We start from the raw sequence: 24,886 nt of genomic DNA, 5'->3' as shown, positions 1-24,886 counted from the left end.
CCTGGTTACTCAGGCGGGCCGAGAGGAACCTCTTGCCGGTTATTATTCCGCTTCTTGTAGCGTTGGCTTAAGTGCCTGCCATTGCTCGTGAGACATGGTTGGCAGGTCAAACTGGTGACCGCGCTCAGACAGATATGAGATTCTTGCAGTTGAGGAGGGGTTCTCCGTAACTCGGGTTGCGAAGCTCGAATCATAGGAGAACCCCATGCAGGTTTTTGGCCTGCCCGGTATATTATACGCAACGCCGGCCGGGCGTCGCGGCTTCTCGGCGCGAAGACCCCAACTATCGAAGCAGAGAGAAGACGCGACGCGGTGGCGCGATGGCGGCGCGCGATGCGGGACGGACTGGATGCCGGGCAGGCAGCGCGGGCCGTCGGAGTGCCGCGTTCGACCCTCTATCGCTGGGAAAGCGCATTGAGGCCGACCGCCGCCGCATCATCCTCGCAGGCGACCCGCCGAGCCCGAGCAATCCACCGCCGGGCTGCCGGTTCAACACGCGCTGTCCGGTGGCGATGGATATCTGCCGGCTGGACGAGCCCCAACTGCGTCCCGTTCCTCATGGCGGCGTCGCCGCCTGCCATCTGGCTGAGAGTGATCACCGCCCGGTGATCTGACAACGAATGGCAGTTGGTCTTCCGAGAATAACGTTAAGCGCCGTCTGCCAGCGTCTGATCTCGCTGCGACGGGATTAGATTGGCCTACCACCACCCTCGCAAGGCGGGGAGACCGGAGCGGACGCGCGATTCGCGTCCGGGTGTGAAAGGTGAACTCCTGCGTGTCCAACAAGCCGTAGCGAGACGCGATGTCGTAATAGCAAGCGGCCTCAACGCTGGCGGCGGCCTCTGCTCCACCGATGCAGGCCACCGAGCAATCCGATCTTGAAGATTACGAAAAGGGCCACGAGTGCAATCACTGTGTAAGAGATCGGATTTGAGGCGTCGCTTAGACCGCGCCACGATAGCCACCAGGGCGCGCCTGCGTGCATGGCGATCAGCGCGACGATGCCTAGCACCAGGCCTATGGTGTGCAGGTGGCTCATGGCTGCAGGCCGTGCCGGGCCTGAGGGTTCTTCCGTGCCGAGAGCGACAAACCTATCGCGAATACGGGCAACGTCGGCGGCCGCCGTGGCTAGCACGAACTGCAGGTTCTTCGTGCCAACCGCGCCGCTAGCGACGATGTTGAGACCCGAGTCCCGGAATTCCGTTATGATGTCGTCGACTGTGCTGACGCCGTGATGGTGGAAGCGATCGATGAAGCCTCCATCCTGTGGCGCTTGCACGAAGTCGACGGCGAGTACGCGACCGGATGGCTTCAGGACTCTGTGTATCTCATGAGCCATCTGATTACGTCCATCGGCAGAAAGATGATGGAGCATCAGCGTCGTCGTTACGACATCGAATTCGGCATCCCGGAACGGTAATGCCTGGGCGGCGGCCTTTTCAAAGGTGACCTTCAGACCGACTCTTCGAGCCTTCGCACCCGCCCTGGTGATCATTTCCGGTGACGCATCGATCCCGTGCACGGTGCCCGTCGGCCCGACCTGCTGCTTGGCAAGTATAGCGAGCGTTCCCGTCCCGCACCCTATATCGAGGACGGACTCTCCAGGTTCGAGCTGCGTCAACCGGAGGATCTTTTCGCGAAAGGCGCGTTCGCGGCCTAAGGTGAACAGCCAAGTCATCAGATCGTAGCGTGCTGCCCAATGTATGATGCGGCCGGGCGCGCCGGCTCCGCTGTTGTTATGCCCATGTTTTCTCATCAGAGACTCCTTGGCCACTCTCGCCGGTTGATGGACATCATGTTCGGAAACTGACATGATATCCGGGAACGCGTCAACGACCATTCGCGGCAGAATGTCCGGTACCGCACGGTCCTCTGCCATCTGACCGGAAAAGCTCATGGTAACGGAAAAGACGATAGACCGCCGTGTCGCCCGGACCCGGTCGACTCTTCACCATGCGCTGATCACTTTGATCCTGAGAAAGGGATATGAAGCAATTACCGTCGAGGACATCTGCAATGAGGCAAACATCGGCCGATCGACCTTTTACGCGCACTTCACCAGCAAGGACGACCTCAAGCGCAGCGGCCTGGACGATCATCTGCGCGCCATGCTGGTCGAACGCCAGCGGCATGCGCTTGCAGCGCCAGGCGAGCTGAAAGATCGCAGCTTGGGGTTCGTGCTCGGTATGTTCGAGCACGCGCGTGAACATATAGATCTCTACCGAGCTCTGGCCGGGGGCCGCGGTGGGACTATTGTGCTCGGCAGCATCCGCGAGATTCTATGCGATCTCGTGCGCGCGGAGCTTGCCGCAAAGAAGGACAGGAAGCTCCCCGATGTCGTGCCGAACGAACTGATCGTCCAGTTCGTCGTGGGTGCCTTTCTGTCGGTGCTGATCTGGTGGCTCGACGGCGGCGCCAAATTGCCGCCGCAACAAGTCGACCAGATCTTCCGGCGTCTGGCCACCGAGGGCGTCCCGTCGGCTTAGATATCAGGCCGAAGAACTGTGAAGCAGTCAGTTGCAGTGCCGGCGTTGCCAATTCACCAACCACCGGCTTTGTTCGACGCATGTCCTTGAGGTCGCGATACACCGCCGTGAGGTCTGTCGACCAACGCCTCCGATACGTGGCTTGCGGCCGTCAGACGGCCGTCGGCGTGGACAGCAGCCACAGCCCGAAAACCGTATATCCGACCATAAAAACGGTCAGCGGAAATTGGCTGAGCGCCGCGCGGCTGCGCGCCGGATGCAAACGGAACGCCAGCCCATGCGCGACCAGAACGGCAAGTATATGGCCGCCGATGATCGCCGCCGCCTGAAAGTTCCAGATGATCCACGCTGCATCGGAGCCCATGATCACTCCCGCCCCGACATTCATGTGCGCCGTGCCGAATAGGTTCCATCCCCGATCAAACGGATCCGAAATAGCGACGAGCGCATTCTGGCCGTTCACCAGGAGGGCCGTCAGATAGTGGGAAAAATGATAGGCGAGCGCGATCGGGACGATCGACCAGACAAGGAGCCCGACCGCTTTTCCGAAAGAGATGCTCCCGGCCAACCGCTCACCGACAAACACTGCGGCGAAGAACACGGCGACAAGTGCGATAAACATCAGCACAAGACCGGCGCTGTTGATTCCGACTAATGCCGAGCGCCCCGGAAATTCGAGCGGATTGACACCATTCGCGCCCAGCCAAGAGAAGGTCTTCGACAGACCGTCGAAGGACACCGAGCTCAACGTCAGCAACAGAAAGAGCATACCGCTCGCCGGCAAGGCTTGCGCGCTCCACAATTTCGCTCCAGGCCACGCCCCCCGCTTGGGTGGTCCGGCGTCGTTTCGACGATGGCGAAGCGTGACACCATGCGGAAGAACGCGGACAGAAACTCGCCGCGCCGGCTCCAGCCTTCGTAGCCGAAGATGATCATGCAGACGAAGGTCGAGAGCCAGTAGGCCATGAGAGCGAACGCAAGCCGCGCCGGATCTTCGGGCGCCGGATAGATCAGCTCGAACCAGGCGAAGCTTGCAAACAAAATCAACGCCGGCCAGTAAGCCAGTCCTTGTGGCATTGTGCGATCGCGGAATGCCGGGAAGACGCTGGAGAAAATGCGCCACGGCCCGTACCACGGGTTTGTCCACGACCAAACATTGCCGAATACGCCCTGAAGCAATGTCAGTCCGACCCAGACCAGCGTCCACACCGTTAGCGGAAGTGGATTCGACAGCGGATCTCGGCTGCCGAGAATTCCCGCCGCCACGAGTATGGCGAGAACCGCGAAGGCGAGCGTGCTGATCCAAATGCGCGCGGCGTCGCCGAATTGACCAATTGGCAGGCGGGATGCCGAAATGCGTTCGAGCAGCCTGGGCGGGAGGACAGCCAGAACCAGAAAACTCGCGGCTACGGCCACCGCCCCGCCCACGACATAATATCCGGTCGGCAGGAGCATGACATAGCCGCGCTCGGAAGCATGGGCAAAGGCTGGGGTTGTGAAATGCGGCACGAGGGCAGCAGCTGATAATGCGATGCCCAACGCTCTCGCAGAGATGCTTTTATGTTCGCTGTCCGCCGCCATCCATCCGTCTTGCCACATGGCATTTGCGAAGGAAAGCGGACTACTGCTCGCGCAAGTGGAGGTGCCAAAGTGGGTGCCCGACTTCGTGCTAGCCCCCAAAGCCCGCTTGGTGAACAGGCCATATGATGCAGCTACGACTTCGAGTCGAGAGTTGCGTTGTGGACGACGTTCTCGTCCTCTGCCGTCTGCTGCAATACGTGGCAGCTGTGCCTGCGCCGGCCGGCGGCGCATTATCGTCGAAACAGGACCGGAGCGCCCACCGCCAGGCGCCCGGATCGTCGACGTGCAGAAGTTGTGGGCCGAACATCTACCAATGGCCGGAACTCGCGGCGCTGTCGATCCTGTTTCGCGAACGCCTGGTGTATTCCTTCGAGAGTCGGCCGCGCTTGTTCGACATTATCTCGCGCAGCATCGAAGGCGTCGCCGGCCTGATCCTGGGCCGGCGTCGCGGTCTGGCAGGTCGCTGCGCGCTGACCAGGCCCCGGATGGATTTCTGATTTGCGTCTGCCCATCCGGCCGGCGCATGGGCTGGCGGGAGAGGTTCGCTAGTTCAGGATCTGGGCAAGAAACAGTTTGCTGCGCTGGTGACGCGGATGCGAGAAGAATTCGGAGGGCGTGTTCATCTCGACGATCTCGCCCTGGTCCATGAAGACGACGCGGTCGGCGACCTGGCGGGCAAATCCCATCTCGTGCGTGACGCACAGCATCGTCATGCCATCGTCGGCCAGCGCGACCATGGTGTCGAGCACTTCCTTGACCATTTCAGGATCGAGGGCGGAGGTCGGTTCGTCAAAGAGCATGATCTTCGGGCTCATACAGAGCGCACGGGCGATGGCGACGCGCTGCTGCTGGCCGCCGGACAACTGGCCGGGATATTTATGCGCCTGGTCCGGGATCTTCACCCGCTCCAGATAGTGCATGGCGGTCTGCTCGGCTTGCCCGCGCCGCATCCTGCGCACCCAGATCGGCGCCAGTGTCAGGTTTTCCAGAATGGTCAAATGCGGGAACAGGTTGAAGTGCTGGAACACCATGCCGATGTCACTGCGGATTACGTCGATCTGCTTCAAATCGTTGCTGAGTTCGACGCCTTCGACGACGATCTGCCCCTGCTGATGCTCCTCCAGCCGGTTGATGCAGCGGATCATCGTCGACTTGCCCGAGCCGGACGGACCGCAGATCACCAGCTTCTCGCCGCGATGGACGGTCAGGTTGATATTCTTCAGCACATGGAAGTTTCCGTACCACTTATTCATGCCGGTCATTTGGATAGCGGGCGGAGCGCTGGGATCGGTCATGGACGGAGCGCGCGTTGGGGCGGACGATAACATCAAGGCATTTCCTAGTGAGCGGTCGGGCCGCGCCGCTCCAGGAAGTCGGCGAAGCGGGCGAACGAGAAGGAGAGCGCGAAGAAGATCGCGCCGATGAACAGGAATGTCTCGGCCGCCGGCGACGGCCAGTCCGGGTCAGCCAGCGCCGCTTTACCGGAGCTGATCAGGTCGAACAGGCCGACCACCAGGACAAGGCTGGTGTTCTTGATCATGACGATGATGGTGTTGGCCAGCGCCGGGATCGCCACCCGGATCGCCTGCGGCAGGATGACGAGATATTGCGTGCGCCAGAAGGGCAGGCCGAGCGCTGCCGCAGCCTCGTACTGGCCATTCGGGATGGCCTGCAGGCCGCCGCGGATCACCTCGGCGAGATAAGCCGCGGCGAAGATGGTGAGCGCGACCAGCGCGCGCACGAATTTGTCGGGCAACAGGGCCTCGGGCAGGAACAGCGGCATCATGATCGACGCCACGAACAGGATGGACAGCAGCGGTAGTCCGCGCACCGATTCTATCAGGACCACGGCGCCGATGCGTATCGCTGGCATGGTCGAGCGCCTGGCCAGCGCCAAGAGAATGCCGACCGGGAAGGCGACGCCGATGGCAACGACGGTGAGGATGAGCGTCACCGGCAGGCCGCCCCAGGACGAGGTCGGAACCTCGGTCAGGCCGATGCCGCCGCCCATCAGCCAGAAGATCAGCACGAACGCTGCCACCCAGAGCGCCAGCAGCCGCAGGGCCCAACTGGCGGGCCGCACCGACCAGGCAAGCAGCGCCAGGATGAGCAGGCAGACGATCGCCGGGCGCCAGCGTTCGTCGAGCGGATAGATGCCGAACAGCAACTGCCCGGACTTGGCGTAGATGAAGCTCCAGCAGGCTCCGGTGGCAACCCGGCAGGCGCCTGGATTGGGGTCGAACAGCACGGCGTCGATTATTAGCCAGCGCAGCATCGGCGGTACCGTGGCGACGAGCAGAACGCCGAACAACAGCGTCAGGGCGGCATTGAGCGGCGTGCCGAACAGGAGCTTGGCTGACCGCCGCAAGGCGCCGAAGCGGATCTGTCCTGGCATTGGCTCGGCCGGAAGGGAAAGAGACACGGCCTTCATAGTTCAGCGCTCCACGATGGCGATGCGACGGTTGTACCAATTGGCCGCGCTTGACAGGCTCAGGTTGAGGGCGAGATAGACGCCGAGGATGATGAAGACGCCCTCGATCGAATGGCTGGACTTGCTGATGATGGTGTTCATCACCGCAAGGAAGTCCGGATAGCCGACCGCGATCGCCAGCGTCGAATTCTTGACGACGTTGATGTATTGGCTGTTGAGCGGCGGGACGATCACCCGCAGCATCTGCGGGATGATGATCAGGCGCAATATTTTGCCGCGCGGCAGGCCGAGCGAATGACCTGCGTCCCACTGACCGCGGCCGACCGAAAGCACGCCGCCGCGCACGATCTCGGCGACGAAGCCGGTGGTGTAGATGGTCAGCCCGATGAGGATGGTACTGAGTTCGGGCGTCAGTTCCCGGCCACCCTTGAAATTCGACCCGGTGAAGGTCGGCCAGTCGACGGAGAACTTCGCGTCGGCAAGCCATAGTCCGGCAACGCCCACCGTGAGGATCGCCGGCGCGGCCAGCGGCGGCAACCATCCTCGTCGCGCCGCCGCCCAGCCGGCGGCCGCCAGTGCCAGGGCGAGAGCAATGACGAGCAATCCCTGGGTGGCGACGTCCATGCTGACGGCCGGCACCACAAAGCCGCGCATGGAGGCGTAAACACCGGGCAGGGGATTGAGCGCTTCGCCGACCGGCGGCAGCACCTTCCACCACAGCGAGTAGAGAAAGATCAGAAGCACGATCGGCGGTGAATTGCGTGCAACCTCCACCCATACGCGGCAGGTGCCCGCCGCCAGGGGATTGCTGCTCAGCCGGGTGATGCCGACGACGAGGCCGAGCGCGGATGAAAAGACGATGACGACCGCGGAGATGAAGACCGTATTGGCGAGCCCGGTCGCGATCGCCCAGTAATAGGGGTCCCGCGACTTGTAAGTGAGGATTGCTTCGGAGATGACGATCCTTGACGGCATCGTCAGGAAATCGAAGCCGATCGGGATGCCGCGTGCCCTGAGATTGGCGAAAGTCGTGCTGACGAGCAGGGCAGCGAAGGCGGCAGCCACGGCCACCAGGGCACACTGGATGATGATCGATCTGGTCTTGGCATCGCTCAGCATTTCGACCTCGACGGTTCGCGGCGTTGGCAGGGAAAGGGAACGGCGGGCGCGTCCCCTTCATGTGCAGCTCAATCCCAAGGGAAAGGATAGTTGAGGCCGCCGTCCTTCCACAACGCGTTCAGGCCGCGCTCGACCTTCAGCGGGCTGTCCTTGCCGAGATTGCGATCCCAGATCTCGGCGTAGTTGCCCATTTGTTTGATGACGTTGTAGGCCCACTTGTCGTCCAATCCGAGCGGCTTGCCGAAACCGGGCTCCTCACCCAGCACGCCTTTGACTTCCGGACTGCCCGAGGCAAGCTTTTCATCGACGTTTTGCGAGGTGATGCCGTTGGCCTCGGCCCAGAACAGGGCATTCAATGTCCAACGCACGACGTCGAAGAGTTGATCGTCGCCGCGGGCGACCGCGACGCCATTGGGTTCGGCGGCTTTGCCGACCTTGATGATGTCGTAGTCGTCCGGGTTCTTGGCCACCGCGGCACGCTGTCCTGCTGCCGCGGTGCCGTCGGTGACGTAGGAATCGCAGCGGCCGCCAAAGAAGGCGTCGCGCGCCTGAATGGTCGAGTCGTAATAGACTTTCTCCATCGCGATCCCGAACTCTTCCTCGGTTTCCTCGATCGCTTTCTCGGTCAGGCTACCACCGCCTTGCAGGCAGACGGTCTTTCCGTACAGCAGTTTGGGCTCGGTAATATTGTCGGCCTTGCGCACGAGCATGCCGTCCGTGTCGTAGAGATTGATCCAGACGAAGCGGACAACCGTATCGCGACTGTAGGTGATGGTGGATGTGCGCGACAGAACGTCGATCTCTCCGGTCTGCAGCGCAGGAAAACGTTGGCCTGCGTTAAGCGGCACGTAACGGATCTTCTCCTTGTCGCCGAGGATGGCGACCGCGAAAGTGCGGCAGATATCGGAATCGAAGCCGCGATAATACCCCTTCTCGTCGGGCCGGGAGAGACCAGGCACGCCCTGGCTGGCGCCGCAGCTGACATAGCCGCGTTCCTTGATCTTGTTGATAACCGCCTGCGCGCTGGCGTCCACGGCGCCCGAAGTCAGGCTGGCCAATCCTATCGCCAGACCCGTGAGCCATTTCAGAACTTGATGTTTCATAGTCATTCCCCTTCTCGTTGAGGTTCTAATCATTCGGCGGCCTTGGCGTCGGCTGCTGCGGTTCCGTTGCGCCGGGCTTCATCAAAGAGTTCGAAGGCCTGGGAAAGGTCGGCCAGAAGATCTTCGAGCGCCTCAAGGCCGATCGACAGGCGCCAGACCGGGCCGGGCTTCAGCCAATCGAGGCTGGCGCGCCCTTTGCGCGGATCGCTGACGGCAATCAGCGAATGCACGCCGCCCCAGCTTGCGCCGAGCCTGAACAGCCGCAGGCTGCGCAGGACATCGGATTGCAGTGGCGCCAGTTCCGGCCGCAGCACGAAGGAGAACACGCCCGCCGATCCGGCGAAGTCACGCTTCCAGACCGCGTGGCCGGGATGGCCAGGCTCCGCGGGATGCAAGATCTGCGCGACTTCCGGGCGTTCCGATAGCCAGGCGAGGATCTTGCGCGCGGTGGCGTCGGCATGACGCACGCGCACCGGCATGGTCATCAGGCCACGCTCGCACAGCGCGCAATCCTCCGGCGAGACCCCGTAGCCGAGGAAGCGCGCCGTGTCCTTCAGGCGTCGGAACAGCGCCTCGTCGCGCACTGAGACTGAACCCATCAGGAGATCGCCATGGCCGCCGGCGTGCTTGGAAAGCGCCTGCATGGAGATGTCGACGCCATGAGCGAGCGGCTTGAACAGCAGATGCGAGGCCCAGGTGTTGTCGGCCGCGACGAGCACGCCGGCCTTGTGGGCCGCGGCTGTGATGGCGGGCACATCCTGGACTTCGAAGGTGGCCGAGCCAGGCGATTCTACCCAAACCAGCCGCGTTCTGCCGTCGATCATGGCCGCGATGCTTGCGTCCAGCCTTGCATTGTAGGAAACCGCCTCGATCCCGAGGGGGCCAAGAAAACGCTCTGCCATGTCGCGCGCCGGGCCATAGAGCGTCTCCGGGATCAGAACCCTTTCGCCGCCACGGCAGACAGCCATGGTCGCCAGCGTCATGGCCGCCATGCCCGACGGGACGACGAGGGCCCGCAATCCGCCTTCCAGCACGGCGATATGATCCTCGAGCTGCCGGCTGGTCGGTGTGCCGTAAAGTCCGTAGCTGAACCCGTCGTACAGACGCTCGACGCGACGCTCGAACGATTCCAGATCGTCAAAGACCACGGTCGAGGCTCGCTCGACCGGCATCGCCACCGCCTGAAACGGTTCCTCGGAGCGCTTGGGAGGATGGACATGTGAAGTGTCGTCGCGTCGGTTCATGGGCGAAACTTAGCGGGCTCATCCATTGCCATCTATGACCGCAGCGATAAAGTTAATTCGCTTTTGATATGGGCTGACTATGAACCTGCGCGACATCGATGTCTTCAACGCGATCATGATCACGCGCGGCGCCGGCGCGGCGGCCGCGCTGCTGGATACCTCGCAGCCGGCCATCAGCCGTTCGCTAGCCAAGCTAGAGGCCGAACTCGGCTTCAGGCTTTTCGACCGCATTCGTGGCAGGCTGGTGCCGACACGCGAAGGGGAGTTGTTCCATGCCGAGGTGAAAGCCAACCTGGTCGGGCTCGACCGGCTCAAGCTGCGGGCGGCCCAGATCAAGGAGGTCGGCACCGGTACCATCCGCGTCGCCTCCCTGTCGGCACTCGGGCATGGGCTGGTGCCGCGCGCCATCGTAGCGTTCTCGCACCGGCATCCGCAGGTGCGAATCAGCTATCAGGTCCGCACCTCCAATATCGTGCGCGACCTGGTCGCCTCTGGCAGTTTCGATATCGGGCTCGCGGCCGACGAGGTCGATACCAGCGGCGTGCTGCACAGCATCTTCACCACGCCGCGCGCCGTCTGTGTAATGCCGAAGAACCACCGGCTGGCGCGGAAGCAGATAATCACGCCGGCCGATCTCGCCGACGAGGCCTTCCTGGCATTGTCGCCGGAAGATACGGCTCGGCTCGCGATGGACAAGATCCTGGCCGCGCATGGGGTACGGCCGCGCATCCTGATCGAAACGCCCTACGGCCTGACCATCGCTATCCTTGCAGCGAAGGGCATGGGAATCGGCTTGGTCAATCCCTCCGTCATTGCGGACGGCATGATCGGCGGTATTTTGGCCAGGCCATTCGAGCCGGCCGTCAATTTCCGCGCGCTACTCCTGCGCCCGCCGGACGGCATCAATTCGACCTTGATCACCGACTTCATTGGCGAACTCTATGCCGCCCGCAATATGCTATCGAGCGAGGCATAGGCAATGTGGCTCGCCGCCTAAACATAGACGCGACCGGTCTTGCCTCAGTAAGGCGCGGACGTCCATGGCCTCACGCAGCCTCGCACGGCGCAAATTCGTGTTCGCCCTTTAGCCGGCTTCCTCGTTTGCAAGAAACCGGACGATCTCGGCGAACGCGGAGCTATCCTGCCAGAGAAATAGATGGCCACCTTCGAACATGCGCAAGGTCGCCCTCGGGAGTCTTCCCACCATGCATTCCTGAGATGACGGTAGAGCGATCCCGTCGTACCACCCGCCACATATTAGAACTGGGCACCCGATTTGGTCCAGGCGCTCCCAGGGGCGTTGTCACGGTAACCGCGTGTCAGGGATCGCTGCGATAGATGCTGGGGACGAACACTTCGCAGATCAGCTACAAACGGCATCGGTTCCCACCCGAGATCATCGCCCACGCGGTGTGGCTGGATTATCGATTTCCGCTGAGCCTGCGTCGTGTCGAAGAAATGCTGCTGGAGCGCGGCATTGTCGTTTCCTACGAGACGATCCGTCGGTGGGGAAAGAAGTTCGGGCTGGACTACGCCCGGCGCCTGCGCCGCAAGCAGCCCAGTCGAAATGATATCTGGCACCTCGACGAAGTCGCCATCATGATCGCCGGCAAGAAGCATTGGTTATGGCGGGCCGTCAACCAGGACGGCTATGTGCTCGACGAGATCGGCTAGACCCGGCGCAACACTAAGGCCGCCAAGCGCGTGCTGACACGGCTGTTGAAGAAGCAGGGCCAGGTGCCGAAGCGCATGATCACCGACAAGCTCGGCTCCTATGGAGCAGCGCGGCGTCTAGTCATGACGGACATCGAGCACCGGTCGCACAAGGGCTTGAACAACAGAGCGGAGAATTCGCATGTGCCACTGCGAAAACGAGAGCGGATGATACAAGATTTTCGATCACCGGGGAGCCTCCAGCGTTTCGTCTCGACGTTCTCTGCAGTCCGCAATCTCTTCGTCCCGCCCCGTTCAAAACGCTCCGCCTTTCAAATCCATCTTCACCGCTTGAATGCCATGGCGCAATGGAAAGCTGCTGCCGGCGTGATCGCCTGAAATCATTCCCAAAAGTCACAACGACAGCCCATCTCCGTTTATGTGACATCACCTCTTGGGGTTGATGATGCTCCCGCGGGTCGAATAGAGGTCGCCAAAGAGGTAGCGGCGCCGTCTTTCCCGGCACAAACCAGCTCCTGCGCTCGTCGTTCCACCTCGCTCGCGGAAACGCCCCCGAAATCGCTCGACGGTCATTCGGTCATAAGGAAAGTTCGCCAAGGCACCGGGCGTGTCTTGTTTCTGAGGCGTAGAATGATGCTTGGATTCCTCCACGGTCGTGCCGTCAGCTGTTGGATCCGCAGAGCAACGTCCCGCCGGCCTAATGGTTCACACGCGAGCCAGAACTCTGGGCGCGCTGGGATTGGGCAGGCTAGTACTCCGTAATCATTCGGCGCGGCGGAGCGCAATTAGGAGTCTCACGAGTGCACCGTGGACTTGCGAAGCCCGTGAGCAAATCGCCGATGGCGGTAACGAATCCGGAAACTCGTCCCGGCTGCGTTGTTCAGCGCTGGCGCCTGATTCCTGGCCGAGGAACGCTTGCCGCGCCAACCCTGCAACCTAGATCACCTCGTGCTGCGCGACTTTATAGGCAGCACAGATTGCGCGAGCGATGGCCGAAAGATTTAAGGCAGAGATCTTGAAAACTTCCGCAGCTGAAATGGTACACGCTTACATTGCTAGACGGCACGCCTCCGTTCCGGCAAAGCTGCGAATCGCGGGGCCAATGGCAATCCGCAGGTCGGCGGGTTCGGGCAACGCTCATTGAAAAATGGGCCGCCGACTTTCCTTTTGGCTGTAAGCTCGCTTCATGGCGCTTGGACACGCTAGACTAACTCTAGCAATCAACTGTAGCGGCCACCTGAACGAGTAAGTAGCGCCATTACCGGACCCTCACCGCCGCTCTCAACAGCGGACCTTCGCTCTACGGCCGGAGTCGACCCGAAGACGACCTTGGCCCGCCGGGTCATGAATGGCAGCCCTACTCCCGCAACTGCCCTTTCCGACCCCCGCGCTGGATCCCCATATCTGCCACGCGGGCCCTTGCAGTTGTTGTCCGGCTGTTTGCGCATGTCACATGTCAATAGCCACAGCCGCGTGACCGCGATCCTGGTTCATTGAGGTCGAACCGTCCGGAAGAAACGCCCTCTCCGAATCGTTCTTCCGCGTCCTTAACGAAATAATTGACAGTCCAACCAAAACGGCGCTCCGTGGTTCGACGGGGATGGATCTTGGCACTCTTGGCGATGCCGGACTTCGCCGTCACGATAGGGAGGATGCAATGCCGACAGTCATTGGCCACCATAACATCACAAAAGGAGCGAAGCACTGGCTCGACTCGCCGAAGCGCAAAGAGCTTTTTGGTCCGCTCGGCGTGACCAACATACGAACATTTGTAGATCCACAAAATCCGACCCGGGTGGCCGTTCTTATGGACGTTCCGGACATGGACGCCATGATGAAAGCTATGCAGAGCAAGGAAGCCGCGGATGCGATGGCCTTCGATGGAGTGGTGCCAGAGTCCTTGGTGATCCTGGTCGAATCGTAAAGGTGATTGCTCCGCTGGCCAAGGTTAGAAGGGTTTGCTCAGCGATTGCCGTGCGGTTCCGGTCATTCTGGAAAGCGCCCATTATTGGCGTAGAGCCCGCTGGGCACTGGCTTCAAGAGCCGGTCCTGCGCGTGAGCGCCGCCGTTGGTCTCGGTCGTGCCAAGATCAGCCGCTACAGCTTGCGCAACCTAATGCCGGCTCAGGTCCGCAAAGCAACTATTCCGCGCGTTCACGCTGGACTTCCGCTTGCCACCCCGAGGCTGCCATTGCGCGCATACGCAACGCTGCGAATTTGGCACTTCAACCGAACAGGAAAATGCCTTTCTCTGCGCGGGATTAAGATTACTTCATGGCGACTTCGAGCCGACCGGACCTGAGTGATATTCATAGAGGTGACTGGGTGGATCGCCGGCTGCCGCGTGCATGGCGGCCCTACACGCGGCTCGCGCGGCTGGATCGGCCAGTGGGCATATGGCTGACGTTGTTCCCTGTTGGGCCGCATTGATCCAAGCGGCACATGGTATCCCCGCCGTTCAGCAATTGGCGCTATTCACCCTTGGCGCGTTTCTGATGAGAAGCGCCGGGTCCACGATCAATGACATTGCCGATCGCAGGTTCGACGGCCACGTTGAGCGGACCCGCTTTCGCCCTCTGGCAAGCGGCCAGATCGGCATGGTCCCAGCAATCGCCTTTCTGGCAATTCCGCTTGCGCTTGCGGCGTCGCTCCTGCTCTTCCTGACGCCCTACACGCGCCTGATCGCCACTTGCGTATTGCCGAAGGGCTGGCGGTTTCTAGTTATCGCGTCCGGGAGCCCAGGATCCCGAGTCACGTTATGTGAGGAAAAACATTCCTCATTTAGGGTGAAATAGGCGAGAAATTGCTTCACTAGGCCAAAAAAGGCAACATTGATCTAAATTCTATCAATTCGGTAGATTTGACGCGAGTTCAACGGAGGCGGAAATGACCAAACCTCATTTCATGAAACTGCTCGGCGCACTGGTCGCCACATCTGTCCAGTTCGGCACGCTCGGTTTCGCGTTTGCCGATACCACCATTCTCAACGTGTCCTATGACCCGACGCGTGAGCTCTACAAGCAATTCGATGAGGCTTTCACCGCCCACTGGAAGTCCGAGACCGGCGAGACCGTCGCCGTCCAGCAGTCGCATGGGGGATCGGGCGCTCAGGCTCGCGCGGTAATCGACGGCCTCGACGCCGACGTGGTGACGCTGGGGCTGCAAGGCGACATCGACGCGATCGTCTCGAAAACGAAGAAGATCAATCCCGACTGGCGGACGAAGTTCGAGAACAATTCGGCGCCTTATACCTCGACCATTGTCCTCCTCGTCCGCAAAGGCAACCCCAAGGGCATTCACGATTTTGGCGATCTCACAAAGGACAGCGTCCAGGTGATCACGTCCAATCCCAAGACCTCCGGTGGTGGCCGGTGGGCCTACCTCGCGGCCTGGGCCTGGGCCAACACCAACGATGGCGGCGATGAAGCCAAGACCAAGGAATTCGTCGGCAACCTCTATTCCCATGTTCCGGTGCTTGACACCGGCGCGCGTGGCTCGACCGTGACCTTCGCGCAAAAGGGCCTGGGCGACGTGCTGATCGCCTGGGAAAACGAGGCCTATCTGGCGCTGGACGAGTTCGGCGCCGATCAGTTCGAAATCGTCATCCCGCCGACCTCGATCCTGGCCGAGCCGCCGGTCGCCGTTGTCGACGCCAATGTCGATGCCAAGGGCACACGGAAAGTTGCCGAAGCCTATCTGGGCTATCTCTATTCCAAGGAAGGCCAGACGATCATCGCCAAGAACCACTACCGTCCGGCGAAGCCCGACCTGGTGCCTGCGGAGGATCTCGCCAAACTGCCGGAAATCAAGCGGATCAGCATCGACGATCCAATTTTCGGCGGATGGATGAAGGCGCAGCCTTACCATTTCGGCGACGGTGGTATATTTGACCAGATCTATAAGCCGGCCCAATAGCATTTAGATCAGGACGACATGACCACAGCACGCCCGCCAAGGCGGGGTGGCGGTTCAGACAGCCGAGCGTCATTCCGGGTTTCGGATTGACGCTCGGCTTCTCGCTTGCCTTCCTCACCCTCCTCATTCCGCTGTCCGGGCTGATCTGGCGCTCGGCGGCGCTCGGCTGGACCGACTTCTGGGCGATCGTCACCGATCGCCGCACCATCAACGCGCTTGAAATCAGCTTCGGCACCGCCTTCATTGCCGCCGCTGTCAACGTCGTCTTCGGCACGATCGTCGCGTGGGTGCTGGTGCGCTACAGCTTTCCAGGCCGCCGCATCGCCGATGCCATGGTCGACCTGCCCTTCGCGCTGCCGACAGCGGTGGCCGGCATCGCACTGACCACGCTTTACGCACCGAACGGCTGGATCGGAAGCCTGCTGATGCCGCTCGGCATCAAGGTCGCGTATACGCCGCTTGGCATCGTCATCGCGTTGATCTTTATCGGCCTGCCTTTCGTCGTTCGTACCGTGCAGCCGATCATGGAGGAGATCGACAAGGAGGTGGAGGAAGTGGCCGCAACGCTCGGCGCCAATCGCTTCCAGATCATCAGCCGCGTTCTGCTTCCCGGACTGGCGCCGGCCATCGTCACCGGTTTCGCGCTGGCCTTCGCGCGCGGCGTCGGCGAGTACGGTTCCGTCATCTTCATCGCCGGCAACCTGCCGTTCAAATCCGAGATCGCGCCGCTTCTGATCGTCATCGCGCCATCTCGGTCGTGTCGGGCCACATACGCGGGCTAACCAACACCATGCCGCTGCATGTTGAAATCCTTTATAACGAGTACAATGCCGCCGCCGCCTTTGCCGTCGCTTCGCTGCTTGCCGGCCTGGCGCTCGTCACGCTGGTCTTGAAAACACTTCTCGAGATGCGCTACGGCGCCGAGATCGCCGCGACGCGCGGACACTGACAAATGCATGTCGCCCAAAAGTGTGTAGCGGTTTTTGGACAACGACATGCATAAAACAAAGATTTGATGTCGCCCAAAAGTGGGAACCGGTTTTGGGATAACGGCATGCATCAACTACAAAAGGGATTTGCATGGAAGTTCGCGTTGCCAACGTGCGCAAGGAGTTTGAGCGGTTTCCGGCCCTCCGCGACGTTTCGCTCGACATCAAGTCGGGAGAACTGATCGCCCTGCTGGGACCTTCCGGTTCCGGCAAGACGACGCTGCTCAGGCTGATTGCCGGCTTGGAGCGGCCGACCCGCGGAAAGATCTTCTTCGGCGAAGAGGATGCCTCTCAAAAGTCGATTCAGGAGCGCAATGTCGGCTTCGTCTTCCAGCACTACGCGCTGTTTCGCCATATGACGGTCGCCGACAATATCGGCTTCGGACTCAAGGTCCGGCACGGGCCGTCACGCCCGTCGGCGAAGGAAATCCGCCGCCGCGCCTTGGAACTTCTCAACCTCGTCCAGCTTTCCGGTCTGGAAAAACGCTATCCGGCGCAGCTTTCGGGGGGCCAGCGCCAGCGCGTGGCGCTGGCCCGCGCCATGGCGATCGAACCGGCCGTGCTTTTGCTCGACGAGCCGTTCGGCGCGCTCGATGCCCAGGTGCGCCGCGAACTGCGCCGCTGGCTGCGCGACATCCACGACGCCACCGGCCATACCACGGTCTTTGTCACCCATGACCAGGAAGAGGCGCTGGAGCTTGCCGACCGCGTCGTGGTGATAAGCCAGGGCCGCATCGAGCAGGTCGGCACCGCCGACGAGATCTACGATACCCCGAACTCGCCCTTCGTTTATGGCTTTATCGGCGAATCGAGCTCGATCCCGGTCAAGGTCGAGGACGGCCAGGTCTGGATCGCCGACCGCCCGATCGGGCTCTCCGCGCCGCACGCACCGCAAGGCGAAGCGACATTGTTCTTTCGCCCGCACGATGTCGAACTGGTGGACGAATGCAACGGCTGCATCGCCGGCACGGTCGCCGCCAGCCGCCGCGTCGCCGGCACCAGGCGGGTCGAGCTCGAAATCGGCGGCGAACGCCAGCGGGTCGAGATCGAATTGCCCGTCGACCATCCGGCGGCGCAGAAAACTCGAGTGGCTTTTAGGCCGCGGCGCTGGAAGCTTTTTCCGGCTGGTTGATTACGAGGCGATTACCAACTTGTGCACAACAAGACGTTTCGGCCCGCTCTTTCAACGCGCCTTAGCGAGAGCGCAAGGGTCATCGGATTTTTCGGGGAAGCCGCAAAGCCGTAGTGCTCGTAGAAGGCTTTCGCTTCGTCCGATATGGCATGAACAAGAAGGCCGCGAATCCCGAGGTCGTCGCGGCGTAACGCGTGCGCAGAACGGTGTCTTGCAACAGCGCGGCGCCTAACCCGTGCCTTGCCAGCTTGTGTCCACGCTGCTCGAATGTCGCGCGGTATACGTCGAGCAGCCTGATGGAGCAGGTCTGCACGGCCTTGCCGTTCAAGATGGCTTTGGTGGACCGCGATCACGTTCCCGGCGGAAACTCGCTGTCGGTTGTCTCCCATCCTTTGATGGGCATCCACGTCATCGACCGGAGCAAGCGCTGCGTCAGCGGATAGTGGTGTCGATCCACGCGTCTTCGCCACAGCGGCGCCAGGAGCCACCATTCCCGGCGCTTCTCCAATACTGACCTTCGCGCGCTACGGCTTGACGCGATTCGGAGCTGACCTTCAAAGATATAGCGAATTAAAGAAAACAGCGGTATTTTGACCGATTGAAATCTCCTTGGGGTGCTCATGGCTCTAGATGTCATTGGTGCAGGCATGGGTCGCACTGGCACATATTCGCTGAAGCTCGCGTTGGAGCATCTTGGGTTCGGGCCGTGTCATCACATGGCAGATGTCCACGCCAATCCCGAGCAGAAGGCGCTGTGGCGCGCCGCCGGCCAGGGACAACTCCCGACCTGGGATGCGGCATATGCCGGCTATCTTTCCGCGGTCGATTGGCCAACGGCGCATTTTTGGCGCCAAGTGAGTGACCACTACCCTCATGCAAAGGTTATCCTGACAGTTCGTGACCCGGAAGCCTGGTATGACAGCATGGCGCAAACAATAGGGCTCACGATGGATGCTGCTACCAATGATCCACAGTCCTTTGGTGTGGCGGTGGTTGGAAACGCTGTCTTTGGCGGTCGATTTGATAACCGTGATCACGCAATCGCTGTCTATGAAGCACATAACGCTTCCGTGAAATCAACGCTGCCGCCTGAACGCCTTCTCACGTATCAAGTCTCCGAAGGATGGGAGCCGCTTTGTGCCTTTCTCGATGTACAGTTGCCTTCCGAACCGTTTCCACGCACCAATTCGACTGCCGAATTTCGTGCTCGCATAGGGCGCTGAACGGCGGTTTTCCACCCCCGGCCGGACCTTCCCGAGCCTCATCAGGCAATCTGATCTATGAACGCGCCAACCGACCACATGCGCCAGTAGCAGTCATCCGATCGGACGAATCGAATGACCGCTTTGGCTAGTTCGGTTCGAAGCCTTAGGCTTCAAAGAGATGCGCTTAAACATCTTGGATTCGAACGCGCAGCAGTTTTGCCGAATTCAGGAACACCAGGACATCTGGCCCCAAGTGCAAAATCGCTGCCTGGATAGGACCGATCCAGCCCATCAGCGCTGCGGTAATGCCCAAAACATGCACAACACCAACGCCGACGAAGATATTCTCCTGAATTGTCCGGTAAGCGCGTCGCGCAATCGCGCGGGCGCTGACAATTCTTGCCAGGTCATCCTTCATCAATGCGATGTCGGCGGCTTCCAGCGCTGCCTGCGTGCCGCCGCCCCCCATCGCAATGCCGACATCGGCGCGTGCCAGCGCCGGCGCGTCGTTGATCCCGTCGCCGACCATCGCCACGCGATGGCCCTGCTTTTGCAATTCGGCGATGGCGGCGACCTTGTCCTGCGGCATCAGATTGGCACGCACTTCATCCACGCCGAGCTCGTTGGCGATGGTCCGCGCTGTGGCCTCATTGTCACCCGTCACCATCACCATGCGCTTGACCCCGGTTGCACGGAGCTTTGCCAGCGCTTCGCGCGCACCTGGTCGCAATGTGTCGGCAATAAAAATCACGCCAGCGAATTTCCCATCGACCGCGACGTGAACCGGCGTCTGTCCGCCCTTTTCGATCGCATCGGAAAGCGGCACGCCGGCCTCGCGCAACAACAATGCATTCCCGACCAGCACGGTGCGTCCGGAGACCGTCGCCTTCACACCGCGCGCCTGCAACTGCTCGTACTGCTCCGGTTCCGGGACATCGATTTTCATCCGGGCGGCATAGTTGACGACCGCTTTCGCCAAGGGGTGAGCGGAGCGCCGATCGGCGGCGGCGGCAAGGCTGATCAGATCAGCTTCCGAAAGCGTGCCGTCCTGCATCTCCACGCCGACAACCTCGGGCTTGTTCGCCGTCAGGGTGCCTGTCTTGTCGAACACCAGGACGTCGACCTTGGCCAAAGACTCCAGATAGACGCCCCCCTTGACCAGAATTCCACTGCGTGCGGCTCGCGCAATGGCTGCGATAATCACCAGAGGAGTCGCCAATCCGAGTTCGGCAGGTGATGTGAAAATCAGCAGAGTGACGATCATCCGAACGTCGCGGGTATAAACCGCAACGAGGAAGATCAGCACGACCGGGATCAGCCATGACGCGACCTTATCCGCCAGTTTCTGGACGGGTGCCTTTTCCGCTTCGGCATTCTCGACCAGACTGATGATGCGGGCAAAGGTGGTGTCGGCACCAACCTTCTCGGTCTCGATGTCGAGGGCGCCGGATTCGACGATGGTTCCGGCAAAGACATCGGCGCCATCGCTCTTGTCCTTGGGAATGCTCTCTCCTGTGATCGATGCTTCGTTGACCGAAGCCGCTCCACCGACGACGGTGCCGTCGACCGGGATCTTCTCGCCGGCCCGCACCAAGACAACGTCGCCCGCGCGCAAATTCTCGATCGGGACCATGCGTTCGCCACCTGCGTCCCGCACAAGCGCCACCTGCGGCACTGAGCCGATCAGGTCTTTGATCGAGGCTCGCGCTCGTTCCATATTCAGATCGGCGATGAACTCCGCGATCAAAATGATCACCATGAGGACCGCGCCGGCGACGGTCTCGCCTCCGCTCAGCGCCACCACCGTGGCAATGGTGACGAATATTTCGGTACCGATCTTGCGCTCTTTTACGAGATCAACGGCGCCGGTTTTGACAAGCGGATACAAGCCGATGGCAACCGCCACCCACAAGGCTTGTATTGGAATGAGCTGCTGCCAATACAGCAACGCCATCAAGCCGGTAAAAATGATGCGCGCGACTTCGGTCCAGCGTTCGCGCGTCATCAACACTCGCCAACCCGATGGAACCGTCTTAGGCGCCGGCTCAACGCTTTCGGTGGCTGCTGTCTCGGATTTCATGATTGGCTCGCTATCTCGGATTGCGGTCTTGAGTTGAAGCATGAGCGCATCAGGCCCCCGCGGCGGATAGTCCTGTCCAGCCATGGTATCCGACATAGAGGCCAACGGCGATGAGAAATAGCGCGCCCAGCGCGCGCGACGGTCGGCGGCCCCTACCGTGACGAGAGTAATCCCGAAGCTTGGCGATCCTGTCCCACATGCATGCCTCACGTCCACACCCGGAGGGATTGCTCCAGCCTGTCGGCGATCTGTATGACGACATAGGCGATCACCATGTAGATCACGACGGCAATCACAAAGGCTTCGAGGTAGTAGAAGTTCAGCGCGGCGATCAGTTGGGACTGCGCGAAGATATCGACGACCTCGATGGCGAATCCGAGTGAAAGCGCCTTCATGATGACCATCATCGAGGTGGTCAGCTCGGGAATTGCCGTGAGGGCCACCTGGGGAAATAGGACCCGTCGGAACAGTTGGCTGCTTGTGTAACCCAGCGAGTAGGGGGTCGGAACAAGAACCGTTCCCAGCGACACGCTAACGTCGAACGGAGCATGAACGTCATGCGGCGTGGCGTAACCGAGCCGGAAGTCTGAGCGAACGGAATCCTTCAGGCATCTGATGTTCTGCATCCCAGGTGTAGATGCCGGTCAGGTTGATGTGCTCCCAACTCAGCCGCGATACGTGCTTGAGCAGATGATCCGGAATCTCGCGATGCGTTTTGCGTAAGTAGGTAAGGGCCCGTTCGATATAGACCGCATTCCTACGATCGCACTGACGACGAGGTTGAGGCCGGAGGCGCGGAACGCCTGGCTTTCGAAGGACCGGTCACGGATTTCACCACGCTCGTGGAAGAAAACGGCGCGCTTCAGCTTATGCGCAGCCTCACCCTTGTTGAGGCCGGCCTGGCAACGCCGCCGAACTTGAGTACCATTCGATCATGAACAGCGATCGCTCGACCCGGCCGAGTCCCGTAGCGCTCGTGCGAGTTGGCTTTCCTTCGGAGATGCGGATAGTTTCTTCAGGATCGTGGCCGGCACTACGGATCGCGTGGTGATCGACGCCGCCAGATGGAGGAGATCATCCCAGTGCTCGAGGATCAGGGTGGTGTTGATCGGCGCCCCGATGTGGTTCGACAGCGCCGGGTATGCATCGCCTTTCTCGAACGTGTGGAACTTCCGGTCCTTGAGGTTGCGCAGTCGCGGCGCGAAGCGTTTGCCTATGAGGGCGAACAGACCGAAGATGTGATCACTCGCGCCACCCCTATCGGTAAAGTGTTCCTGGATGTCGAGGACCGTGTCCTGATCGAATAGCCCATCGAGCACATAAGCAGCCTCACTTTCGGTCGGACTGATGGGCAGAATGCTAAAGTAGCGTGAGCGTGACGAGCACCCCATCTTGCCTGAGGGCTATGCACTGGGGAGATTTGCCGCCTGATTTGCGGCAGCGAGGAGCGCAGGCGCATGGAGTGGGAGGACCCTGATGCCAGTCATCAAGACAGTCATCAAGGCAGGCATGAAGAGGGTCACTATCGCCGGGTCGAGGTGATCACAGGCCGGCGGAAACGGCGCAGCTGGACGCCGGCGGAGAAGGCGCGGATTGTTGCGGAAAGCGCGGAGCCGGGCGCCAACATCTCGGCTGTCGCGCGGCGTTGGGGGATCAATCGAGGTCTTCTTTCGGTCTGGCGACGGCACGTGGGGCTGGTGCAGGCGAAAGCGGCTGCGGAGACGACGCCAGCCCTGCAGTTTGTGCCAATTACGATCGCGGGCGAGGAGCGACAGCTCGAGCATAGTGACGCACGGAATAAGGAGGCGCCCAGGTCGACCGGTCGGATCGAGCTCGAGATCGGTGAAAGCCGCCTCGTCCTGACGGGTTCGGTCGATCCGGCCCTGGCGGCCGCCATCGTGGGTGCCTTGCGTGTGCCGCAGTGATTGCGCTAGCCGGCGACGTGAAGGTGGTGGTGGCGACGCAGCCGGTCGACTTCCGCCGCGGCATCAATGGCCTTGTTGCCCTGGTCGCCTCGGCTCTTGCAGCCGATCCCTATTGCGGTGACGTCTTTGTCTTCCGCCCCAAGCGCGGCGACAGATTGCGCCTTCTTTTTTGGGACGGAAGCGGCATGGTTCTGGCCTCGAAATGGCTCGAATCGGGGCGCTTCACCTGGCCGCCGATCCGCGACGGCCAGGTCCGGCTGACGCGCGAGGAGTTCGCCCTTCTGGTGGCTGGCCTCGACTGGACGAGGGTGGCGAAGAAACACGTCAAAAGACCGGTCAGAGCGGCGTGAAGTGACTGGATTTGCTTGAAGATTCGGGGTCGCCTGGTAGGGTTGATCATGTCGCCCCGCCCTGATTCGTTGCCATCGGATCCTGCCGAATTGCAGAGAATGGTTCTGGCTCTTAAAGCCGAGAACGCGGAGCTGCGCGTCTATGCCGATCTGCTTCGGCAGATGATCTTCGGGGTAAAATCGGAGAAGCTGGCCGTGCTCGATCCGGTGCAGATCGCGCTCGATCTCGGTGACCTCTGCGAGGTGCCGGCCGCGGCCAACGACGATGCCGTCGAAGACAAGGATCGGCCGCGACGCAAGCACCGGTCGGCGTCGCGCAACATGGGTGCCCTGCCGAAGCATCTGCCGCGCTGCGAGGAAGTGATCGAGCCGCAGAGCGCGGTCTGCTCGTGTTGCGAACTTCCCCTCCATCGCATCGGCGAGGATGTCAGTGAGGCCCTCGATATCGTTCCGGCACTGCTACGCGTGATCCGCACGATCCGGCCCAAATACGCCTGCCGGGCCTGTGAGGCCCATGTCGTCCAGGCGCCGGCGCGAGCGCGAGTAATGGACGGGGGCATGGCGACGACGGCGCTGATGGCGCATGTGGTCGTCTCCAAGTTCGCCTGGCATCTTCCTCTCTATCGCCAGTCGCAGATCTTCTCGGGTTACGGCATCAATCTCGACCGTGGCACGCTCGGCGGCTGGGTCGGACGGGCCGCCTGGTGGCTGAGGCCGCTTTACGATCGCCTGCTTGCCTTCATCCGCTCGCAGCCGCGGGTGTTTTGTGACGAAACGCCTCTGCCGCGACTTGATCCGGGACGCAAGCGGACGAAAGTCTGCCAGTTGTGGGCGCAGGCCGTCGATGATCGTCCCTGGCAGGGACCGGCACCGCCGGCAGTCGGCTATGTGTTTGCAGAAAGCCGGGGAACCGGAGAGATCGAGGCACAGCTTTCAACATTCGACGGCATTCTGCAGGTCGATGGCTATGCGGCCTACAAGAGCCTGGCGAAGCGGCGGCGCAAGAGCAATATCGCACCCTTGCAGCTTGCCTTTTGTCTGGCCCATGCTCGGCGCAAGTTCGTCGAGGTGGTCAAGACGACGGGCTCGAGCGAGGCGCTGGCGGTGGTCGCCGCTATTGCCGAGATCTACCGGATCGAGGAATGCATCCGCGGCATGAGCGCCGAGCAGCGCCTGTCGGTGCGCAAGGCCGAGAGCGCTCCGCTCATGGCGGCACTGAAGGAGCAGTTGGAGATGCTGATCGATGAGGTCTCGGCCAAGTCGTCGCTCGGCAAGGCCATTGCCTACACGCTGGCGCATTGGCATGGGCTGATCGCCTTCCTCGAGGACGGCCGGATCGAAGTCGACAGCAACGTTGTCGAGCGTTCGCTCAAACCAGTTTGCCTGACGAGGAAGAATAGCCTCTTTGCCGGATCCGCTCGCGGTGGCGAGACATGGGCGGTGCTGGCATCACTGGTCAACTCGGCACGGCTCAATGGTCTCGATCCCGAAACCTGGCTCGCCGACGTGCTCGAGCAGATCGTCTCGGGTTTCATTCCGGTCAATCGGCTCGACGAGCTCTTGCCGTGGAATTGGAAGGCGGACCGGGAAGCACGGGGCCAACTGGAGCGTGTGGCGGCATGATCGCTCGTCGGTCAAGGGGGCCCGTCGCCG

The 24,886-nt window shown here is 61.3% G+C and carries 23 protein-coding genes and 5 pseudogenes; 16 read left to right on the top strand and 12 right to left on the bottom strand.

Going from position 1 to position 24,886, the window contains the following annotated elements:
• Nucleotides 1-320 precede the first annotated feature (320 nt).
• On the top strand, nucleotides 321-614 hold the full coding sequence (locus tag NKH89_RS27505; protein WP_352453303.1) for an oligopeptide/dipeptide ABC transporter ATP-binding protein: 294 nt from the start codon (nucleotides 321-323) through the stop codon (nucleotides 612-614).
• Nucleotides 615-823: 209 nt separating this feature from the next.
• Here NKH89_RS27505 and NKH89_RS27500 read toward each other — a convergent pair whose 3' ends face one another.
• Nucleotides 824-1,840, bottom strand: a complete 1,017-nt coding sequence (locus tag NKH89_RS27500) for a methyltransferase domain-containing protein (RefSeq protein ID WP_352493445.1) — start codon at nucleotides 1,838-1,840, stop codon at nucleotides 824-826.
• Between the two features lie 55 nt (nucleotides 1,841-1,895).
• On the opposite strand from NKH89_RS27500, the gene NKH89_RS27495 reads away from it, so the two are divergent.
• On the top strand, nucleotides 1,896-2,486 hold the full coding sequence (locus NKH89_RS27495; protein ID WP_352453301.1) for a TetR/AcrR family transcriptional regulator: 591 nt from the start codon (nucleotides 1,896-1,898) through the stop codon (nucleotides 2,484-2,486).
• Between the two features lie 151 nt (nucleotides 2,487-2,637).
• On the opposite strand, the gene NKH89_RS27490 is transcribed toward NKH89_RS27495, so the two are convergent.
• The gene (locus NKH89_RS27490; protein WP_352547714.1) at nucleotides 2,638-3,255 is read right to left on the bottom strand and encodes a hypothetical protein; all 618 of its coding nucleotides are present in this window, start codon (nucleotides 3,253-3,255) and stop codon (nucleotides 2,638-2,640) included.
• Complete coding sequence (locus tag NKH89_RS27485) at nucleotides 3,237-4,067, bottom strand: hypothetical protein (RefSeq protein WP_352547716.1); 831 nt, start codon at nucleotides 4,065-4,067, stop codon at nucleotides 3,237-3,239. The genes NKH89_RS27490 and NKH89_RS27485 overlap by 19 nt, the downstream gene beginning before the upstream one ends.
• A 158-nt stretch (nucleotides 4,068-4,225) precedes the next feature.
• Between NKH89_RS27485 and NKH89_RS27480 the strand changes: the two genes are divergently transcribed.
• Nucleotides 4,226-4,564, top strand: a complete 339-nt coding sequence (locus NKH89_RS27480; RefSeq protein ID WP_352453299.1) for a hypothetical protein — start codon at nucleotides 4,226-4,228, stop codon at nucleotides 4,562-4,564.
• A 48-nt stretch (nucleotides 4,565-4,612) separates the two neighbouring features.
• Here the strand turns inward: NKH89_RS27480 and NKH89_RS27475 are convergent, their stop codons facing one another.
• The 5 genes from NKH89_RS27475 to NKH89_RS27455 form a co-directional block, all read right to left on the bottom strand.
• A complete protein-coding gene (locus NKH89_RS27475) occupies nucleotides 4,613-5,362 on the bottom strand; it encodes an amino acid ABC transporter ATP-binding protein (protein ID WP_352466289.1) in 750 nt (249 codons plus the stop codon).
• Between the two features lie 44 nt (nucleotides 5,363-5,406).
• Nucleotides 5,407-6,498, bottom strand: coding sequence for an amino acid ABC transporter permease (locus NKH89_RS27470; protein ID WP_352515815.1), 1,092 nt, complete (start codon nucleotides 6,496-6,498; stop codon nucleotides 5,407-5,409).
• Nucleotides 6,499-6,501: 3 nt separating this feature from the next.
• A complete protein-coding gene (locus NKH89_RS27465) occupies nucleotides 6,502-7,617 on the bottom strand; it encodes an ABC transporter permease subunit (protein ID WP_352466290.1) in 1,116 nt (371 codons plus the stop codon).
• 68 nt (nucleotides 7,618-7,685) lie between these two features.
• Complete coding sequence (locus NKH89_RS27460) at nucleotides 7,686-8,720, bottom strand: transporter substrate-binding domain-containing protein (RefSeq protein ID WP_352910700.1); 1,035 nt, start codon at nucleotides 8,718-8,720, stop codon at nucleotides 7,686-7,688.
• Between the two features lie 29 nt (nucleotides 8,721-8,749).
• Nucleotides 8,750-9,964 (bottom strand): trans-sulfuration enzyme family protein, encoded by a 1,215-nt coding sequence (locus NKH89_RS27455; protein ID WP_352453292.1) that lies wholly within the window; start codon nucleotides 9,962-9,964, stop codon nucleotides 8,750-8,752.
• A gap of 79 nt (nucleotides 9,965-10,043) precedes the next feature.
• On the opposite strand from NKH89_RS27455, the gene NKH89_RS27450 reads away from it, so the two are divergent.
• The 10 genes and pseudogenes from NKH89_RS27450 to NKH89_RS27400 all read left to right on the top strand — a co-directional run bounded on the left by NKH89_RS27450 (nucleotide 10,044) and on the right by NKH89_RS27400 (nucleotide 18,896).
• Nucleotides 10,044-10,940, top strand: coding sequence for a LysR family transcriptional regulator (locus NKH89_RS27450; RefSeq protein ID WP_352453291.1), 897 nt, complete (start codon nucleotides 10,044-10,046; stop codon nucleotides 10,938-10,940).
• A gap of 362 nt (nucleotides 10,941-11,302) precedes the next feature.
• Nucleotides 11,303-12,016: pseudogene (locus NKH89_RS27445) on the top strand (IS6 family transposase).
• A 1,279-nt stretch (nucleotides 12,017-13,295) separates the two neighbouring features.
• Complete coding sequence (locus NKH89_RS27440) at nucleotides 13,296-13,562, top strand: hypothetical protein (protein ID WP_023680946.1); 267 nt, start codon at nucleotides 13,296-13,298, stop codon at nucleotides 13,560-13,562.
• A gap of 349 nt (nucleotides 13,563-13,911) precedes the next feature.
• Nucleotides 13,912-14,339: pseudogene (locus NKH89_RS27435) on the top strand (UbiA family prenyltransferase); the annotation flags it as partial.
• 184 nt (nucleotides 14,340-14,523) lie between these two features.
• Nucleotides 14,524-15,552, top strand: a complete 1,029-nt coding sequence (locus NKH89_RS27430; protein ID WP_352453290.1) for a sulfate ABC transporter substrate-binding protein — start codon at nucleotides 14,524-14,526, stop codon at nucleotides 15,550-15,552.
• Nucleotides 15,549-16,295 (top strand): annotated as a pseudogene (gene cysT, locus NKH89_RS27425) (sulfate ABC transporter permease subunit CysT); the annotation flags it as partial. The gene NKH89_RS27430 and the pseudogene cysT, both read left to right, overlap by 4 nt.
• A 47-nt stretch (nucleotides 16,296-16,342) precedes the next feature.
• Entirely contained in the window at nucleotides 16,343-16,501 is a 159-nt protein-coding gene (locus tag NKH89_RS27420; RefSeq protein ID WP_352466292.1) for a hypothetical protein, read from the top strand.
• A gap of 131 nt (nucleotides 16,502-16,632) precedes the next feature.
• Entirely contained in the window at nucleotides 16,633-17,673 is a 1,041-nt protein-coding gene (locus NKH89_RS27415; RefSeq protein ID WP_352466293.1) for a sulfate/molybdate ABC transporter ATP-binding protein, read from the top strand.
• A gap of 296 nt (nucleotides 17,674-17,969) precedes the next feature.
• Complete coding sequence (locus NKH89_RS27405; protein WP_352453916.1) at nucleotides 17,970-18,116, top strand: hypothetical protein; 147 nt, start codon at nucleotides 17,970-17,972, stop codon at nucleotides 18,114-18,116.
• Nucleotides 18,117-18,293: 177 nt separating this feature from the next.
• Nucleotides 18,294-18,896 carry a sulfotransferase family protein gene (locus tag NKH89_RS27400; RefSeq protein ID WP_352466294.1) on the top strand — a complete coding sequence of 201 codons (603 nt, stop codon included), beginning with the start codon at nucleotides 18,294-18,296 and terminating at the stop codon, nucleotides 18,894-18,896.
• Nucleotides 18,897-19,062: 166 nt separating this feature from the next.
• Here the strand turns inward: NKH89_RS27400 and NKH89_RS27395 are convergent, their stop codons facing one another.
• The 4 genes and pseudogenes from NKH89_RS27395 to NKH89_RS27380 all read right to left on the bottom strand — a co-directional run bounded on the left by NKH89_RS27395 (nucleotide 19,063) and on the right by NKH89_RS27380 (nucleotide 22,277).
• The gene (locus tag NKH89_RS27395) at nucleotides 19,063-20,883 is read right to left on the bottom strand and encodes a heavy metal translocating P-type ATPase (RefSeq protein WP_352515814.1); all 1,821 of its coding nucleotides are present in this window, start codon (nucleotides 20,881-20,883) and stop codon (nucleotides 19,063-19,065) included.
• A 281-nt stretch (nucleotides 20,884-21,164) separates the two neighbouring features.
• A pseudogene (locus tag NKH89_RS27390) lies at nucleotides 21,165-21,455 on the bottom strand (ABC transporter permease subunit); the annotation flags it as partial.
• A gap of 58 nt (nucleotides 21,456-21,513) precedes the next feature.
• Nucleotides 21,514-21,660 (bottom strand): hypothetical protein, encoded by a 147-nt coding sequence (locus tag NKH89_RS27385; RefSeq protein WP_280952151.1) that lies wholly within the window; start codon nucleotides 21,658-21,660, stop codon nucleotides 21,514-21,516.
• Nucleotides 21,624-22,277: pseudogene (locus NKH89_RS27380) on the bottom strand (Tn3 family transposase). Before NKH89_RS27380 ends, NKH89_RS27385 begins: the two are co-directional and overlap by 37 nt.
• A gap of 138 nt (nucleotides 22,278-22,415) precedes the next feature.
• On the opposite strand from NKH89_RS27380, the gene tnpA reads away from it, so the two are divergent.
• From tnpA to tnpC, 3 genes are read left to right on the top strand one after another with little or no spacing between them, the layout of a single operon-like run.
• Nucleotides 22,416-22,883: an IS66-like element accessory protein TnpA gene (gene tnpA / locus NKH89_RS27375; RefSeq protein ID WP_352466296.1), complete on the top strand. Its 468-nt coding sequence runs from the start codon at nucleotides 22,416-22,418 to the stop codon at nucleotides 22,881-22,883.
• A complete protein-coding gene (gene tnpB, locus NKH89_RS27370; protein WP_352466297.1) occupies nucleotides 22,880-23,233 on the top strand; it encodes an IS66 family insertion sequence element accessory protein TnpB in 354 nt (117 codons plus the stop codon). The genes tnpA and tnpB overlap by 4 nt, the downstream gene beginning before the upstream one ends.
• 48 nt (nucleotides 23,234-23,281) lie before the next feature.
• Nucleotides 23,282-24,856 carry an IS66 family transposase gene (gene tnpC, locus NKH89_RS27365; protein ID WP_352466298.1) on the top strand — a complete coding sequence of 525 codons (1,575 nt, stop codon included), beginning with the start codon at nucleotides 23,282-23,284 and terminating at the stop codon, nucleotides 24,854-24,856.
• Nucleotides 24,857-24,886 lie beyond the last annotated feature (30 nt).

The sequence above is a fragment of the Mesorhizobium sp. M0923 genome, assembly GCF_040319365.1.
Lineage (GTDB): Bacteria > Pseudomonadota > Alphaproteobacteria > Rhizobiales > Rhizobiaceae > Mesorhizobium.
This window is presented reverse-complemented; position numbering and strand designations above follow the sequence as displayed.

What these genes read in the sequence shown, in the direction of transcription:
- NKH89_RS27505 (WP_352453303.1), top strand. Translation starts at nt 321, where the DNA reads ATGGCGGCGCGCGATGCGGGACGGACTGGATGCCGGGCAGGCAGCGCG.
- NKH89_RS27500 (WP_352493445.1), bottom strand. Translation starts at nt 1,840, where the DNA reads ATGGTCGTTGACGCGTTCCCGGATATCATGTCAGTTTCCGAACATGAT.
- NKH89_RS27495 (WP_352453301.1), top strand. Translation starts at nt 1,896, where the DNA reads ATGGTAACGGAAAAGACGATAGACCGCCGTGTCGCCCGGACCCGGTCG.
- NKH89_RS27490 (WP_352547714.1), bottom strand. Translation starts at nt 3,255, where the DNA reads ATGCTCTTTCTGTTGCTGACGTTGAGCTCGGTGTCCTTCGACGGTCTG.
- NKH89_RS27485 (WP_352547716.1), bottom strand. Translation starts at nt 4,067, where the DNA reads ATGGCGGCGGACAGCGAACATAAAAGCATCTCTGCGAGAGCGTTGGGC.
- NKH89_RS27475 (WP_352466289.1), bottom strand. Translation starts at nt 5,362, where the DNA reads ATGACCGATCCCAGCGCTCCGCCCGCTATCCAAATGACCGGCATGAAT.
- NKH89_RS27470 (WP_352515815.1), bottom strand. Translation starts at nt 6,498, where the DNA reads ATGAAGGCCGTGTCTCTTTCCCTTCCGGCCGAGCCAATGCCAGGACAG.
- NKH89_RS27465 (WP_352466290.1), bottom strand. Translation starts at nt 7,617, where the DNA reads ATGCTGAGCGATGCCAAGACCAGATCGATCATCATCCAGTGTGCCCTG.
- NKH89_RS27460 (WP_352910700.1), bottom strand. Translation starts at nt 8,720, where the DNA reads ATGAAACATCAAGTTCTGAAATGGCTCACGGGTCTGGCGATAGGATTG.
- NKH89_RS27455 (WP_352453292.1), bottom strand. Translation starts at nt 9,964, where the DNA reads ATGAACCGACGCGACGACACTTCACATGTCCATCCTCCCAAGCGCTCC.
- NKH89_RS27450 (WP_352453291.1), top strand. Translation starts at nt 10,044, where the DNA reads ATGAACCTGCGCGACATCGATGTCTTCAACGCGATCATGATCACGCGC.
- NKH89_RS27440 (WP_023680946.1), top strand. Translation starts at nt 13,296, where the DNA reads ATGCCGACAGTCATTGGCCACCATAACATCACAAAAGGAGCGAAGCAC.
- NKH89_RS27430 (WP_352453290.1), top strand. Translation starts at nt 14,524, where the DNA reads ATGACCAAACCTCATTTCATGAAACTGCTCGGCGCACTGGTCGCCACA.
- NKH89_RS27420 (WP_352466292.1), top strand. Translation starts at nt 16,343, where the DNA reads ATGCCGCTGCATGTTGAAATCCTTTATAACGAGTACAATGCCGCCGCC.
- NKH89_RS27415 (WP_352466293.1), top strand. Translation starts at nt 16,633, where the DNA reads ATGGAAGTTCGCGTTGCCAACGTGCGCAAGGAGTTTGAGCGGTTTCCG.
- NKH89_RS27405 (WP_352453916.1), top strand. Translation starts at nt 17,970, where the DNA reads ATGGAGCAGGTCTGCACGGCCTTGCCGTTCAAGATGGCTTTGGTGGAC.
- NKH89_RS27400 (WP_352466294.1), top strand. Translation starts at nt 18,294, where the DNA reads ATGGCTCTAGATGTCATTGGTGCAGGCATGGGTCGCACTGGCACATAT.
- NKH89_RS27395 (WP_352515814.1), bottom strand. Translation starts at nt 20,883, where the DNA reads ATGACGCGCGAACGCTGGACCGAAGTCGCGCGCATCATTTTTACCGGC.
- tnpA (WP_352466296.1), top strand. Translation starts at nt 22,416, where the DNA reads ATGGAGTGGGAGGACCCTGATGCCAGTCATCAAGACAGTCATCAAGGC.
- tnpC (WP_352466298.1), top strand. Translation starts at nt 23,282, where the DNA reads ATGTCGCCCCGCCCTGATTCGTTGCCATCGGATCCTGCCGAATTGCAG.